Below are 12,851 nucleotides of genomic sequence, written 5' to 3'. Positions count from 1 at the left end.
TCAGTGCACCAGGTGCAGGTGCGGCTGGCGGTTGCGGATCATGGCGCGCACCAAGCTGGCTACTGTCACGGCATAGGTGAGGTTGCGCACCGGGTCGTGGATCATTGCCAGCTCACCATTGCTGCGGCTGATATCCAGGTAGCAGGTGCTGGGATGCAGCCGGGCATAAGCCTGGGCACTGATGTCCTGGGCCAGCCCCAGCGGCAGTTGGTACAGGCCCGCCACATACTCGGCGGTCAGTGTGCAGCGCAGTTGGGCAGAGGGCTGCACGGCCAGTTGGCTCATAAATCGCACAGCTGCATCCAGCACCGCCTGCTGGTCAACATGGCCTGCCACGCCCAGGTCACTTAATGCCCGCCCTACGGCATTTTCTGCCTGTGCCTGGCTGGCATTAAAGCTCGCTACCAGATGCGCCACGGCACGCTCGAACAGACGCTGGTCGTCTTGCAGGTGCTCGCCCTGGTGGCGGCGCAGAAAGCCAAGAGCGGCCTGCTGCAGGGTATCGGCAAAGGTTTCAGGCTGGTTGTTGTGCATTGCAATCATCCTCGAGCAGGTCAAGTTGGTCGTCATCACGGCGCATGGCCTGGTGGCGCATCTTGGTCGGCGCCATAGGCAATACCGCCTGGGGGTTGGGGGTTGAGCTGGGTGACAGCTCGTGGGTCATTTCAAACTGGGCCCGGCAGCTCCAACTGCAGGCCTCGTTAGTGCATTGCAGGTAAGCCACCCGCAGGAAGATATGCTGGCCCTCGGATGTGCGGATGCGCATCTTGCCGCGGCAGTGCGGGCAGACCAGTTTGTAGCTACTCATGGGTTCCCCCTTTGACCGGGTAGAGCGCACGGCCACGGCCGCTGGTGCGCTTGGCCGCTTTACGCAAAGCCGACTTGGCCAGCCACTCGGCCGCTTGTTGGATGCTGGCCAGCCCCTGCTGGCAGCGCACCTCGTCAAGCATCTGCAACTGAGCGTCTGACAGGTTGATGGTGTGGTCGGGCATCTTTTCGTCTGCCGTTTGTTCGCTTTTTGGTGTCTTCGCTCAGGCCTGCTGCTGCAGGACACTGTGCTCAGCCCCCAGCACACTGGCTGCCTCACGCATCAGCAGCTCGCGCACCAGGGTCGCGGGCTGGTCGCCCTGGTAGTTGGCCAGTGCCTTGATCAGGGCGTGTTCGTAGTCGTCCAGGCGGATGGTTACGCGGTTGTCACGGATGCGCTTGGGGTCTGCGTACATGCTGTGTCCTTACTGCTGTGAGGGCTGGGCAGGTTTGGAAGATCTGGCAGGCGGCAGCTTGCCTGCCTTGATGCCGAGCAATACGGCGGCACGGTGCGCTTCACCGCGCCGGCCCTTCTTGCGCCCGGCAAGCACCTGATAAGTGGTAGCCGGATCCAGATCGTTTTCACGGGCAAAGTCCTGGACGGATTTACCCTGCTGATCCAGCCATTCGCGGGCTTGTTCGGGGGTTCTGAGGTCTGGCATAGTTCAAAAGGGTTCAAATGAGTTCATTCGGGTTTAATTATGCACACGATAGCGTGCATGTCAAAGGGTATTGCTCACAAATGAATGCAGTAGGCGAGCGCCTGCGAGAAGAAAGGGAGCGTCTGTCACTCAACCAGGAAGCCTTTGGGCACCTCGGTGGGGTCAACAGGAATACCCAGGCGAAATACGAGAAAGCAGAACGCAACCCTGATTCAGCCTATTTGATCGGGCTTTCTGCTGCGGGTGTTGACCTGTTGTATGTGCTTACCGGCAGAAGGCTACCGCCGCCTGAAGAAAGTTTGGGCACCGACGAAACTGAGCTGCTGAACAGCTTCAGAAAACTCACGCTGGCCGACAAGGCTGCCGTACTCAGACTGACCGCCGCCCTGGCTGAAACCACCGGGACTACAAACAGCTAGGCAGAGGCCATCTGTACTCAGAAGAGGAAAGGAAGCCGCATGGAAAATATTGCAGTGCTGGCCGCGTTGATTTTGCCGATGGTGGCCTGGCGGTATGCTGCAACACTCCTGCGCCGCGCCGGGCGCCCGTGGTGGAAACGGCACTTGGCAGGGATGCTAATTTGGAACGTATCCTTGCTTTCCACGATGCTGCTGGCTGGCTCCACAGGCGCATTTGATGGGGAGGCCTCGGTTGAAGTTGCCTTTGCCAGTTTGCTTTTCATTTTCCCGTTAGCTTATGTCTTCCGTCGGCTGGCCGCCCTGCCTTCTGTACCATTCGTCACACCAACGTCAGCGACAAAACCGAACCATCCAGCAAGCCCCCGAGCAGTAGAGCCTGCCCCAGCACAGCCCACTATTCCAAAAGCCGCATCTACACTAAAGCCCGAATCGACTCCGCCCCCCAAACCTAAGCCGGAACCGAAGCCTACATCCGCCCCTCTGCCAAAACAAAAACCCGATGTGACGCACAGAGCAACCAGAAAGTCCCGCGCACTGACAACAACCTGGAAGCTCTGCACAGTGGAGTTTGACTATGAAGACTCCGCTGGCAATTGGTCAGCGCGACAAGTGAATGTTCTATCAGTCAATGACAGCTATATCAAAGGCGTGTGCCTTAGCAAGCAGGCCGAGCGTACTTTTCGGCTTGATCGGGTCATGAGCGACATCACGGATCTGGATACTGGCGAGATTCTGGATATTGATGGCTGGGCAATGCAGTACTCACGCTGAAAACACAAATCATAGAAATCACTTCAACCACAGAAAAAAGGAAAGATACCAATGGCACAACAAAGAAAACCTGGCGAGTCCAACACCCCAAGACCCTCTCAGGAACAGCGTAACGACAAATCTGAAAACTTTAACGATACCAGCAGACAAGGCAATAATAGCGATACGACCATTGCTGAAAGCAGACCAATACCAAGGCCAAAGAGATGAATACAGCACCGATTGACGACGAGATATACGACCTGCACTTCTATCTGCGGCGCTCTGTGCGTTACCACATGCGCCGTGCAGCATTCTTCATGAAGTGGCAACGTTTCACGTCGTTTATCGGGGTCGTTTTCGGCTCTGCCGCCGTTGCAACCTTTATCAGCAAGTCACCCAGCGAGGTCGCGATCGCATTCGCTCTAGCGATCACTGTTGCCTCTGCATTTGATCTGGTTGTGGGCACGGGCCAGCATGCCTGGTTGCATAATGACTTGCGCAAGCGCTTTCTGGAGCTTGAGGGAGTTCTTGTTTCAACACCCACTTCCAACGAACTGGTAGCAGATATCAAACATCGCATTCGCCGCATAGAAGCAGATGAACCGCCTAGCCGCGAATTGCTAAACCTTATGGCACGCAATGACATTATCCGCGCTGACTTCCCTGCAGAAGATGCAAGCAAAGCGGTCTGTAACATTGGCTGGCTAAAGCGCGCCACTGCCAACTTGGTTGACTGGGATACCGAGAAATACTGATAACACCGGCCTCTCTGAGCCTGCCTGTGAACTGGAGTTTTTACACATGGAACTGAACAACCTGCGCCCCACCCTTTTGTCGCTCGCACTCATGGCCGCTGCCGGCTGTGGCTCAGACGCAGCGACCGATCAAGCACCCAACACTGAAACGACCCAAGCCAAGCCCGGCATAGTGCTGATCAGCGAAGAGGATTTCGGCGATCGTTGGCCTTTCACTCAACCCGAAATGCACCTCACCTGCCTGCCCGGCAATGCAGTGGTAGTGATGGATGTCAACAGCGGCGTCATGTACCCGGTGAATGGCGTGGCCAACGGCAAAGCTCAGCAGATGGGAATGGAGTCACTTCAGACTATTTGGCTTGAAAACCCAAATATTGAGGGAACAAAAATCAGTGTCGGCCCGATCATTGAGCAAGGCTTAAGTCTCTGCATCTAACTCCCAGGAAGCGTCGGAACATGAACGACCTAATAGAATCATTCAAGTCATATGCAAGCGAAAAGCTCAGCAATCCGCTAATACCGGCATTTCTGGTTTCCTGGCTAATATTCAATTACCCCATAACACTCAACCTGCTAACGGACACATCGGCAGCAGACAAAATCGAGTTCATAAAAAACTACCTGCATACTGATGATGGCTTTTTCTACCAGTCACTAACATACCCCCTACTGGCGGCACTCTTTTACGTTTTCGCGTATCCAGGCATTACCGGGGAGATCATTGTCTACCTAAACTGGATCAAGAAACTCAGCACCAACAGAAGGCTCAAGCACGAGCGAAACACACTTCTCACACCAGACCAGGTCTCTAAACTCAAAGCGCAGTACCGAGCTGAAACAAGGTCACTTGAAGAAGAAATAGAGAGACTTCAATCAAAGTTGAACGCAGCTAAAAGCGAACAAGCAGACCTAAACTTACACCTGACCGACCTTGGTAAGAAAATTAGCACCCTAGAATCAAACAACGACTCACTTGAAAAAGACATAAACTCGAAGAACAACGATATTCGCGAACTCATCGAAACCAATAAGACACTTAACCTTACCCTTAACGCCATGCATGAAACGTGCGAGCAGGCCGAAGCGCAAATTAAAACACTAAAAACACAAGTAATAGAAAAAGAACTCGAAATAGATAAGCTAAAAAAATCACTCAAAGAAAAAAATAGAGAAACAGCCTCTAAAACAAATCAACTTTCCAAAAGATTCAAATCTGCTCAACTGTCAAGAGAAATTCCAGGCGGTATATCCAGTTCAAGACTACATCTACCACAAAACAAAGAAGACTAATAAGAACGCACGATAAAACTGACTGGACGCTTGATCTGTACAGGGACTAATCATCTCCCGACGCAGCTGGCACACTCGCCGGGCAGCAGCGTGCCGCGCCCCAAACAAAGAAAAATCTTTTATATGCCAAAATCGCGCACATAAGGGCCTGTGACACAGGTTTTTGATGTAGACAATAGGCAACTCCCGGCGAAGTGACGAGGCCACGGTGGCCCCGGGCGCCGTTAAAGAAGGAGTTTGCAATGGACCATAAGAACACTGGCCCCGATCAACATGGCGAAGAAATTTCTCTACCGCTGAATCGTCGTGAGGTGCTGCTGATTGAGCGTTTCAGAAGGCTTAGCGACCAAGTGCAAGGCGAACTATTGCGGTTTGCCAAAGCCCTGGTTGACACCAGACGCTGACGCCTGAAAGGCGATCGAGCTCATGCGTCGATCGCCAACCTCTCCCACTCCCGCTGAACCGCCCGCTCCGCACTTCGTTTACTGGCATACAGATACGTCAGCCGCTTTGGATTGTCTGGCTCGCCGGCACTTACTGACCGCTGGTTGCCGTCTGCATCCCGGTACCAGGCCAGCACACCGGTATAACCACCCTCCACCAGTGAGGCCAGATCCGCCTCATCGGCCAATTGGTTTTCCAGTTCCAGGCTGGTAATCAGGCCGCTGTCACTGAGGCTGTGGATGACTCGGCTACAGAGCCATACCACATCAGTTATCTGTGGCTTGAGACCAACCAGGCTGTAGGTTTGCTCTGGACTGAGTTCAGGCCGGCCGCGGGCAAGGCTGTAGTTCAGACTCGCCTGGCCGCGTTGCAGGCGACGCCATTCGCTGCGCGCCGCCTCCAGGGCACTGTGCTGGTCGGCATAGACGTGTCGCAGGGTCTTGAGGTTGTCTTCGGTGCCGACGATGGCATCCAGCCGCTGGGCGCTGTTAGCGTCATGATAGTTAGCCCGCACACCGGTGTAGGCCTCACGGTCAGCTTCCAGCCAGCGGTGGCTGTCGCCATCTGCCCGGGTCAGTGTGACATGCGGCAAGGCCAAACCACTTGCTGTGCGGGCCGCGCCAACCGGCAACAGAATAAGATGCCCAGCCTTAACGCTGGCAATCGCGTCATGCTCGGCACCCAGCCGGGTGAGCAGGTTGGCGTCAGATTCATCAGCCTGGTCCAGGTGCGGTACCGACAGTTTCCCCAGCAGCAGATCCACCACGGGCTTAAGGCTGTAGGCCTGGGCGACTGTCTGCACAATGTCGGCCAGGCTGACCTGATGCCAGCTGCGTTCACGCTTGCGGGTGAGCCCTGCTCGCAGGTCTGCACTGCGGGCGCGAATACTCAGCGTGTCCGGTGTGCCGCTGTGTTCAACTTCATCCACGGTGTAGCTGCCCTTGAACACCAGCCCGGTATCCTGCCAACCCAGCCAAAGGCGCACAGCAGCTCGGCGCGGAGGTATAGCCAGCAGGCCATCGTGGTCAGCCAGGGTGATATCCAGGCTGTCGGACTCGAGGCCGCGATTATCCGTCAGGGTCAGGCTGATCAGGCGCCCGTTGAGGCGCGGGGTGATATCAACGCCGTTGACTTCCAGGCGATACAGCGGACGCGGGTGGCGGGTCAGGCGCTCTATCATCGCAGGATGTTCCCCAAGGTTTCCGCCAGATTGCCCAGCAGCTCAATGCGACTGTCATCCACCCGCTGCAGGGTGATGCTGAACTCGATACGCCGGGGGGTGCCGTCGCGAAAAAACAGGGTGCTGGTTTCGCTCAGGCTCTCGATCACCCACAAGCCGTAAATACGACCACTGCCCTCAACCAGGGGCCAGGCTTTGCCGGTGTCAGCCATCAGCCGCAGGGTGTCGAGCGACAGCCGGCTGCCGGCCAGCTCGGGCACGATCAGCCCTGACAAGCTGATAGTGTCGTCTCCACGGCCAATGAATTGCCGGGCAGGTGCCTGACCAACCCGGGAGCTGCTGGGGTGGCGCCAGGCAGTCTGACGCTGAAACTCCTGGTAGGCGGCGGTGGAAAGGCTGAACACGAACAGCCCCAGCGACATCATCATGCTGTTGCCCTCAGTTGGTGTCGTAGAGTGCCGAGCGGATCCGCACGGCCTTTTGTTGTTCGCGCTGATCCAGTACCCGGTTGATCATCTGTTCCAGCTGCGCGAGGTCGGTACCGGGTGCGGTGCTGAGCTGGATGGTAATGGTGTCGCCCTGGACAACGATCGGGGCTTGCGTGGCGGCCAGCGCTGGGCGGCTGTCAACAGCGACCGCTTGCCCTGCCCCACCAATGCCTAGCGCCAGTGCCCCAGCCTGGGCCATGGCTTTACCAGCATCCAGCACGGCGCTCAGCGGCCCGCGCTGGCTGCGTTCAAGCCCTACCTGCAGGCCAGCCATGGTGTCATCGCCCAGGGCGGCGAATACCCGGCTGGGGCTGCGAATGCCGAGGGTGTCCTTGAACCAGCCGATGGTAGCGGCACCGGCGCCAGTGATCGCATTCTTGACTGCGCCCAGCCCTTCACGAATACCGTTGACCAGGCCGGACATGAGCATGCCTCCAAGGTCGGTGAACTTAGCAGGCAAGTCCACTCCGAAGTAGTTCATTACTCCAGCAAAAGCCCGGTAAAACAAACCTAGCGGGGAGAAATTCACTATCAGTCCAGCTATGCCGGCCAAACCACCGCTGAACCCAGCTTTGATCTCGCGCCATACCCCCGAAAAGAACGGTGTCACACGGTCCCAGCTTCGGCTAAGCAAGGCGCCCAACATCTGCCGGCCGAACTGGCTGAATTTGGCTGGCAACTCGATACCGAAGTAGCCCATCACTGCCGCGAAGGCACGATAGAACAATCCGACCGGCGAGAAGTTGACAATCAGTCCGGCGATACCAACCAGGCCGCCATTGAAGCCTTCCTTTATCTCGCCCCAGAGGCCCTTGAAGAACGGCACAACCTTGTCCCAGTTGCGGTAAATCAGGTAAGCCCCACCGGCAATAGCGGTAATGGCCAGACCGATGGGGTTGAGCATAAGCGCCCGACCGAGCAACAGCACGGCCTTGCCAAGCCACATGAACGCTCCGCCCAGCCCCTTGACGATGCCTACCAGTCCAGCACCCTTAATACCAAGGAAAGTGAGCCCGTAGCGAATCATTGCAAACGGGCCAAGCAGGCTGGCAAGCACCAGGGTAAGGCCACCAAATACAACCATGAGACCTGCCACCGCGCCAGCGGCCATGACCAAGTTTTTGGTCAGTTCGGGGTTGGCTTCAGTCCAGGCTTTGACCTTGCCGATGATGCCAGTGACGCTTTGTACCAAACCACGCAAAGGGCCATCCTGAGTTTCCATCATCTGGATACCAAGATCCTGCCAAGCGCTGCCCAGAGCGGCCAAGTCCCCGCGCATGTTGTCGGCCATAACCTTGGCGGTATTGCTGGCCTCGCCTTCGGTTTGCCGTAGGGTAGCGATGAAGCCCTGCAGCTCACCACTGCCGGCCTGATTCATCAGGTAAGTCAGGCCGCTTACTGCCTCTTCACCGGCAATTGCCTTGAGATACCCGGCCCTCTCGGCGTTGCCCATGTGTTCAGTCTTGCGATACAGATCTTCGAGGATATTCGGCAATTGCCGCATATTGCCCATGGCATCTTTGGCCGACACGCCTAGCGCATCCAACGCATTGGCCGCCATTTTGGGCGGTGCGGAAAGGCGGTTCATGATTGCGCGCAGGGCCGTTCCGCCCATGCTGCCCTGGATACCGGCATCGCCAAGTTTGCCGGCCATGGCGGCTACCGTCTCGATATCCTGCCCCAGTGCAGCGGCCACTGGCGCGGCATACTTCATGGTCTCGCCGAGCATCTGCAGATTGGTATTGGAGCGGGTGAAGGTACCAACCAGGACGTCGCCGACGTTACCCATTTTGTCGGCTTGCAGGCCAAACCCACTGAGGATGTTTGAGGCTATATCCGCAGTTTGGGCCAGATCGCTATCTCCAGCCTTGGCCAGATCCAGCATGCCTGGCATAGCTGCCATGATCGCGTTGGGGTTGAAGCCAGCCATGGCCAAAAAACCCTGGGCATCTGCGGCCTGCCCGGCAGTGAATTGGGTGCTGGCACCCAACTGACGCGCCTGGGCGCGCAAGGCTCGGTATTCTTCGGAGTGTCGGTCAAGCCGTGCCAGGGATTGCACCTTTGACATGCTGGCGTCGAAGTCCAGCCCTGGCGCCATGAAGCGGGCACCCGCATAAAGCATGCCGCTACCGGCGGCGATAGATGCAGCCCCAGTGGTGGCCATGCTTCCGGCCAATTGCTGGGTTTTCTGATACTGCTCCCTGGCACGTGCCAATCGTTGCTGTTGAGTCGTCACCCGCCGCAGCGCGGCTTCCTGTTTGCCTAACGCCTGATTCGCGGTAGCGATATCAGTACGCAAGCGTCGTTCATGGTCGCCCAGGTTTCTGGTGCTGATACCAGCTTCACTCAGCCGGCTGCGCAAGCCCTGCAGCTCACGTTGCTGTTCCTGGTGTTTGCTCTTGAGGCCCTGAGCCTCACGCACTGCACGACGGAATTCGCTATTGAGCGCTTTGGTGGGGTGTTGAGTGTTGCCCAGCTCGCGCGACAGTTGCCGCACCCGCTCCTGACTGGCCTGCAGGGCTGCCCCGGTACGTTGAGTCGCCGTGCTGAGGGAGCGAAAGCTGCTGACGTCACGCTGCTGGTTCTGCAACCCGCGCAGGTGGTCGCGGGTCTGCTTGAGGGAGTTGGCCAGGCCAATGCTGCCACCCATGACGGAGCGCATGGGCCTGGTGGCGCGGTCCAACGCCTGCAGCACTACCTGGAGTTTAAGATCGCGTGCCATGTTTACTATCTGCTCCGTTCCTTACCCTGGCACGCTCACGCCATTGCATCAGCTCGCTGATACTGAGGACATCCATGGCCTCGGGTTGCCAATGAAACACCGTGGCCAGATCCGCCATGGGGTCTTCTATGTACTTTGGGATGCCTGGGCCCGCACGGCCTTCGGCTGCAAAAAAACCGCCACCGTGTCACCCAATTGCACCAAGTCGCAGGGCTCCATTTGCTGCACGTCCTGTTCGGTAAGTGTGGGCTCGCTGATACGAGGCAAAACCTTGATCAGTGAATCAACATCGCCATTCATAAGGTTCACCAGGTTGAGCCCACGCAGCTCGCCTGATGCTGGTTTGCGCAGTTTGACCTCAGTGATCTTGGTTTCCCCGCGTTTGATCGGCTCATCGAGCGTGATGGGTTTGCTGTACTCAGCCGCTTTGGCCATGGGGTGTTTCTCCTTTGGGTTATGCGCCCGAATCCGGGCGCAGGGTTACAGGCCGATAGCCGCGCGCTGCTCGGCCAGGCGGTCTACACCGTCGACGATCTCGACCATATTGAGAATGTCGATCTCGACAAGAACTTCGTTGTCGATGGTGAGCTTGTAGTAGGTGCAGGTGGTGGTGATGCTGTGCTCGGTATCTTCACCGGGCTCGTAGTCCCCGAAGCTGATTTCTTCATGTCGGCCACGCACCACAACTTCTACGGCGCTGACCTCGCCGGTGTCATCACGCTGGAAGGCGCCGGCGAAGCGCAACTGCACACCATCGGCGCGGGTGATGCCGTACTGGCGCAGTATTTGGGTTACCAGACCTCCGGTGGCCCACTCAATCTGGATGCCATCGTCTGACAGGCCGTGGTCGACCTTGACCGGGCCGTTCATACCACCACCGCGATAACCCTCCATTTTGCGGCTCAGCGCCGGGAGGGTGACGGTCTTGATAACGCCAACGTAGCTTTCGCCATCGTTGAACAGGTTCATATTCTTGATCTTGCGCGGCAATGCCATGGGGTGGCCCTCCGGTTAGGCGTTGATGCGGCTGGCAAAGTCCAGCAGGTAGCGATCGGTGATGCGCTGGCGGAAGGTCAGATCCTCCAGGGGCGGTACCGGGGTGTAGTCGTAATCAAGACGCAGCTTGCCGGCCTTGAGGGTTTCGGCGGTATTGAGGTTGGCGTCGTACCAACATTCGCCGTCGATCAGGTAGCCCAGGGCCTTCCACTCGCGGAACTTGGCGTTAACACCCTCGATGGTGTCTTTCACCAGTGAGGGGTGCATGGGCTTGTCGATTGCCCACAGATGAGCCTCGGCCATTGTGTCTGCGATAACGTGCGCCGTGCGGGTGTAATTCTCAAACGCGAACAACGGATCCGCACTGCAGGTGCGTGATCCCCAGAAGCGGAAGCCTCCCTGCTGCACCAGTGTGGTGACCTCGTTTGCATTGAGGTATCCGGCATCAGTGTTGGGGTTCTGCAGATCCCAGAAAACGTCCTTGTTGATGCCGGTGACGCCGTTGACCGGCATATTGCTAAGGGTCTTGTGCCAGCCAACCTGCTGATCGAGCTTGGCGCGCAAGCCCAACGCCCGGGCGGTGGCGTATGCAGTGTCGGCTTGGCTGGTGGTGGTATTCCAGGAGAGAAAGTCAGGCCACAGCAGCATGAGTTCGCGGGCACCGAACGTGTCGCGGTAGGCGACGGCGGCTTCCTTGTCTTCACACTCCCAGCAACTGGCATAGACAAAGGCGCGCAGTTGCTCGGCCAGACCGATTAGTTCAGCGGTAACCGCCTGGTTGTCCAGGCCGGGCACCCCCAGGATACGTGGCGTGACACCAAGCTTGGACTTGGCTGCCAGCAGGGCTTTCATGCCGGTGTACTGGCCAGCAGTAACGCCGCCGATGATGTTGGTTGTGGTTTCTGCCTCGGTATCACCCTGCTCTACCCGCACCACCACTGTGAACGGGCTGGCTTGATCGGCAATGGCATCCAGACTCGGCGCTAGGGTACCGAGCGTTCCAGCATTACCAAGGGCTGCCAGGACGTTGGTCAGCAGCACGGGCTGGTTGAGCGGGAATACTTCGGGGTCGGCATCGGGGCCGGTACACACCATGCCGATCACGGCCGTGGAGATGGTGCGAATCGGGCGCGTGCCCTCGTTAATCTCGATGACACGCACACCGTGATGGTATGAGTCAGGCATGGTTGGCTCCCTGCAATGCGTTGATGGCTACAGGGGTCATGCTGTCGCGTGGGCGCGGGGATTGGGAGCGGCGGGGGTTGTATCGGTCGTTGCTACAGGGATAAGGCCCGCATGAGGTCCAGCGGCCGCGAGCTTGTGAGGTACGGATTGGCGAGCATCCACAGATGCTGTGGCGTCACCCGGCCAACCAGTTCACAGCGGAACAGTCGCTTGCCGCTGGCATTGAAGGCCCAAGCGACCAACTCGGAACAGAACCAGCGGTCACCCGACTCCCAGTCTCGCTGACGCAGGGCAATGCCGGCAATCCCTGCCCAGTCATAGCCCTTGCCGATCTGGCTGTAGGCTGCCTGCAGGACCTTGTGTGGTTCAGGGTGTGGCACTTCAACCAGTGCGGCATGAGTGGATCTCTTCAACCGCTCGGCCATAGGCATGGTCACAACTCCGCTAGGGGCTACCGCTCCGACCAGTCGGGGCTCATCATGGCCAGTGTCTACCAGATCAACATGCGACCAGCAGGACCACGTAGCCAGACGAATAGCCCAGCTACCTGGTAAGCGATTGCGCGTAAAGAGAAGGCGAACACAGCTCATGTCAGTTCGCAGCGTTACCCACGCCGGCGATGGCGGCATTGATCGCGGCAATGGCTTGTTCAGCCGCTGCCTGGGCCTGCTCTGGTTGCTCTGCTGCCATCAATTCCCTGACCTGCTCTTTGGCGGCCAGGCGGGTTTCACGGATGAAATACAGTGCTTCGGTCCACGCTGCGGCCTCGGCCAGGATCTCGTCAGCGGCCTGCTGGGCGGTGCGACCGTTGATTGCCCAAGCGGCCACTGCGCGGGGTACGTCGCCCTGGTAGCCGCCAGCGGCGAAGGCCTGGGCTTCTTCCCGGGCGGTTTTGTATTCCTCGGCGCGCAGCGGGTCGCCTACGACAAGGGCGCGGGCGGTGTCGGCGGTGTGGTCGATCTGGTTGCAAAGATCCTCGACACTCATAGGCGCTACCGTTGGCGGACTGAACTCGTCGTTTACATAGGTCCAGCCCGGTTCGATATCACTGCTGCAAGCAATCCACACTAAAGACGGATGGAAGCGGCCGGTCGGGTTGATTGCCGTGATTTCGGCCACGGTGCCGTCTTGAATTTGTGCCCACATATTT

The 12,851-nt window shown here is 57.9% G+C and carries 20 protein-coding genes; 6 read left to right on the top strand and 14 right to left on the bottom strand.

Annotation, left to right across the window (positions count from 1 at the left end; translation table 11 throughout):
• Genes C2846_RS07135 through C2846_RS07115 form a run of 5 tightly spaced genes read right to left on the bottom strand, consistent with a single transcriptional unit; the run spans position 1 to position 1,469 of the window.
• Complete coding sequence (locus C2846_RS07135) at positions 1-534, bottom strand: hypothetical protein (RefSeq protein WP_165443780.1); 534 nt, start codon at positions 532-534, stop codon at positions 1-3.
• On the bottom strand, positions 515-808 hold the full coding sequence (locus tag C2846_RS07130; protein WP_119701086.1) for an Ogr/Delta-like zinc finger protein: 294 nt from the start codon (positions 806-808) through the stop codon (positions 515-517). Before C2846_RS07130 ends, C2846_RS07135 begins: the two co-directional genes overlap by 20 nt.
• Positions 801-992: a hypothetical protein gene (locus C2846_RS07125; protein WP_119701085.1), complete on the bottom strand. Its 192-nt coding sequence runs from the start codon at positions 990-992 to the stop codon at positions 801-803. The genes C2846_RS07130 and C2846_RS07125 overlap by 8 nt, the downstream gene beginning before the upstream one ends.
• A 39-nt stretch (positions 993-1,031) precedes the next feature.
• A complete protein-coding gene (locus tag C2846_RS07120; protein WP_119701084.1) occupies positions 1,032-1,223 on the bottom strand; it encodes a hypothetical protein in 192 nt (63 codons plus the stop codon).
• A 9-nt stretch (positions 1,224-1,232) separates the two neighbouring features.
• Entirely contained in the window at positions 1,233-1,469 is a 237-nt protein-coding gene (locus C2846_RS07115; protein ID WP_119701083.1) for a DNA-binding protein, read from the bottom strand.
• Positions 1,470-1,486: 17 nt separating this feature from the next.
• Here C2846_RS07115 and C2846_RS07110 point away from each other — a divergent pair, with 17 nt between their 5' ends.
• From C2846_RS07110 to C2846_RS18630, 6 genes are all read left to right on the top strand, one after another.
• The gene (locus C2846_RS07110; protein WP_240638162.1) at positions 1,487-1,888 is read left to right on the top strand and encodes a transcriptional regulator; all 402 of its coding nucleotides are present in this window, start codon (positions 1,487-1,489) and stop codon (positions 1,886-1,888) included.
• Positions 1,889-1,927: 39 nt separating this feature from the next.
• Positions 1,928-2,659 carry a WYL domain-containing transcriptional regulator gene (locus C2846_RS18555; RefSeq protein ID WP_131038209.1) on the top strand — a complete coding sequence of 244 codons (732 nt, stop codon included), beginning with the start codon at positions 1,928-1,930 and terminating at the stop codon, positions 2,657-2,659.
• Between the two features lie 206 nt (positions 2,660-2,865).
• On the top strand, positions 2,866-3,396 hold the full coding sequence (locus C2846_RS07095) for a hypothetical protein (RefSeq protein ID WP_119701079.1): 531 nt from the start codon (positions 2,866-2,868) through the stop codon (positions 3,394-3,396).
• Positions 3,397-3,442: 46 nt separating this feature from the next.
• A complete protein-coding gene (locus C2846_RS07090) occupies positions 3,443-3,832 on the top strand; it encodes a DUF2511 domain-containing protein (protein ID WP_119701078.1) in 390 nt (129 codons plus the stop codon).
• A 20-nt stretch (positions 3,833-3,852) separates the two neighbouring features.
• Positions 3,853-4,686 (top strand): hypothetical protein, encoded by an 834-nt coding sequence (locus C2846_RS07085; protein ID WP_119701077.1) that lies wholly within the window; start codon positions 3,853-3,855, stop codon positions 4,684-4,686.
• 242 nt (positions 4,687-4,928) lie between these two features.
• Positions 4,929-5,090 (top strand): hypothetical protein, encoded by a 162-nt coding sequence (locus C2846_RS18630; RefSeq protein ID WP_165443784.1) that lies wholly within the window; start codon positions 4,929-4,931, stop codon positions 5,088-5,090.
• A gap of 20 nt (positions 5,091-5,110) precedes the next feature.
• On the opposite strand, the gene C2846_RS07080 is transcribed toward C2846_RS18630, so the two are convergent.
• The 9 genes from C2846_RS07080 to C2846_RS07040 all read right to left on the bottom strand — a co-directional run bounded on the left by C2846_RS07080 (position 5,111) and on the right by C2846_RS07040 (position 12,847).
• Complete coding sequence (locus tag C2846_RS07080; RefSeq protein WP_119701076.1) at positions 5,111-6,310, bottom strand: phage late control D family protein; 1,200 nt, start codon at positions 6,308-6,310, stop codon at positions 5,111-5,113.
• Entirely contained in the window at positions 6,307-6,738 is a 432-nt protein-coding gene (locus C2846_RS07075; protein ID WP_119701075.1) for a phage tail protein, read from the bottom strand. The genes C2846_RS07080 and C2846_RS07075 overlap by 4 nt, the downstream gene beginning before the upstream one ends.
• 10 nt (positions 6,739-6,748) lie before the next feature.
• A complete protein-coding gene (locus C2846_RS07070) occupies positions 6,749-9,520 on the bottom strand; it encodes a phage tail tape measure protein (RefSeq protein ID WP_119701074.1) in 2,772 nt (923 codons plus the stop codon).
• Complete coding sequence (locus tag C2846_RS07065) at positions 9,504-9,638, bottom strand: GpE family phage tail protein (protein WP_119701073.1); 135 nt, start codon at positions 9,636-9,638, stop codon at positions 9,504-9,506. Before C2846_RS07065 ends, C2846_RS07070 begins: the two co-directional genes overlap by 17 nt.
• An 8-nt stretch (positions 9,639-9,646) precedes the next feature.
• The gene (locus C2846_RS07060) at positions 9,647-9,955 is read right to left on the bottom strand and encodes a phage tail assembly protein (RefSeq protein ID WP_119701072.1); all 309 of its coding nucleotides are present in this window, start codon (positions 9,953-9,955) and stop codon (positions 9,647-9,649) included.
• Positions 9,956-10,000: 45 nt separating this feature from the next.
• Positions 10,001-10,516 carry a phage major tail tube protein gene (locus tag C2846_RS07055; RefSeq protein WP_119701071.1) on the bottom strand — a complete coding sequence of 172 codons (516 nt, stop codon included), beginning with the start codon at positions 10,514-10,516 and terminating at the stop codon, positions 10,001-10,003.
• A 15-nt stretch (positions 10,517-10,531) separates the two neighbouring features.
• Complete coding sequence (locus C2846_RS07050) at positions 10,532-11,701, bottom strand: phage tail sheath protein (RefSeq protein ID WP_119701070.1); 1,170 nt, start codon at positions 11,699-11,701, stop codon at positions 10,532-10,534.
• Between the two features lie 92 nt (positions 11,702-11,793).
• A complete protein-coding gene (locus tag C2846_RS07045) occupies positions 11,794-12,132 on the bottom strand; it encodes a C40 family peptidase (protein WP_240638161.1) in 339 nt (112 codons plus the stop codon).
• Between the two features lie 160 nt (positions 12,133-12,292).
• Positions 12,293-12,847: a hypothetical protein gene (locus C2846_RS07040; RefSeq protein ID WP_119701068.1), complete on the bottom strand. Its 555-nt coding sequence runs from the start codon at positions 12,845-12,847 to the stop codon at positions 12,293-12,295.
• Positions 12,848-12,851 lie beyond the last annotated feature (4 nt).

This window comes from Pseudomonas jilinensis, assembly GCF_003586265.1.
Classification (GTDB): domain Bacteria; phylum Pseudomonadota; class Gammaproteobacteria; order Pseudomonadales; family Pseudomonadaceae; genus Halopseudomonas; species Halopseudomonas phragmitis.
This window is presented reverse-complemented; position numbering and strand designations above follow the sequence as displayed.

Excerpts from the sequence above, each read along its gene's own strand:
- C2846_RS07135 (WP_165443780.1), bottom strand. The coding sequence starts at position 534 with ATGCACAACAACCAGCCTGAAACCTTTGCCGATACCCTGCAGCAGGCC.
- C2846_RS18555 (WP_131038209.1), top strand. The coding sequence starts at position 1,928 with ATGGAAAATATTGCAGTGCTGGCCGCGTTGATTTTGCCGATGGTGGCC.
- C2846_RS07115 (WP_119701083.1), bottom strand. The coding sequence starts at position 1,469 with ATGCCAGACCTCAGAACCCCCGAACAAGCCCGCGAATGGCTGGATCAG.
- C2846_RS07065 (WP_119701073.1), bottom strand. The coding sequence starts at position 9,638 with ATGGCGGATCTGGCCACGGTGTTTCATTGGCAACCCGAGGCCATGGAT.
- C2846_RS07070 (WP_119701074.1), bottom strand. The coding sequence starts at position 9,520 with ATGGCACGCGATCTTAAACTCCAGGTAGTGCTGCAGGCGTTGGACCGC.
- C2846_RS07060 (WP_119701072.1), bottom strand. The coding sequence starts at position 9,955 with ATGGCCAAAGCGGCTGAGTACAGCAAACCCATCACGCTCGATGAGCCG.
- C2846_RS07045 (WP_240638161.1), bottom strand. The coding sequence starts at position 12,132 with ATGCCTATGGCCGAGCGGTTGAAGAGATCCACTCATGCCGCACTGGTT.
- C2846_RS07075 (WP_119701075.1), bottom strand. The coding sequence starts at position 6,738 with ATGATGATGTCGCTGGGGCTGTTCGTGTTCAGCCTTTCCACCGCCGCC.
- C2846_RS07050 (WP_119701070.1), bottom strand. The coding sequence starts at position 11,701 with ATGCCTGACTCATACCATCACGGTGTGCGTGTCATCGAGATTAACGAG.
- C2846_RS07080 (WP_119701076.1), bottom strand. The coding sequence starts at position 6,310 with ATGATAGAGCGCCTGACCCGCCACCCGCGTCCGCTGTATCGCCTGGAA.
- C2846_RS07095 (WP_119701079.1), top strand. The coding sequence starts at position 2,866 with ATGAATACAGCACCGATTGACGACGAGATATACGACCTGCACTTCTAT.
- C2846_RS07110 (WP_240638162.1), top strand. The coding sequence starts at position 1,487 with ATGAGTTCATTCGGGTTTAATTATGCACACGATAGCGTGCATGTCAAA.
- C2846_RS07120 (WP_119701084.1), bottom strand. The coding sequence starts at position 1,223 with ATGTACGCAGACCCCAAGCGCATCCGTGACAACCGCGTAACCATCCGC.
- C2846_RS07085 (WP_119701077.1), top strand. The coding sequence starts at position 3,853 with ATGAACGACCTAATAGAATCATTCAAGTCATATGCAAGCGAAAAGCTC.
- C2846_RS07130 (WP_119701086.1), bottom strand. The coding sequence starts at position 808 with ATGAGTAGCTACAAACTGGTCTGCCCGCACTGCCGCGGCAAGATGCGC.
- C2846_RS07055 (WP_119701071.1), bottom strand. The coding sequence starts at position 10,516 with ATGGCATTGCCGCGCAAGATCAAGAATATGAACCTGTTCAACGATGGC.
- C2846_RS07125 (WP_119701085.1), bottom strand. The coding sequence starts at position 992 with ATGCCCGACCACACCATCAACCTGTCAGACGCTCAGTTGCAGATGCTT.
- C2846_RS07090 (WP_119701078.1), top strand. The coding sequence starts at position 3,443 with ATGGAACTGAACAACCTGCGCCCCACCCTTTTGTCGCTCGCACTCATG.
- C2846_RS07040 (WP_119701068.1), bottom strand. The coding sequence starts at position 12,847 with ATGTGGGCACAAATTCAAGACGGCACCGTGGCCGAAATCACGGCAATC.
- C2846_RS18630 (WP_165443784.1), top strand. The coding sequence starts at position 4,929 with ATGGACCATAAGAACACTGGCCCCGATCAACATGGCGAAGAAATTTCT.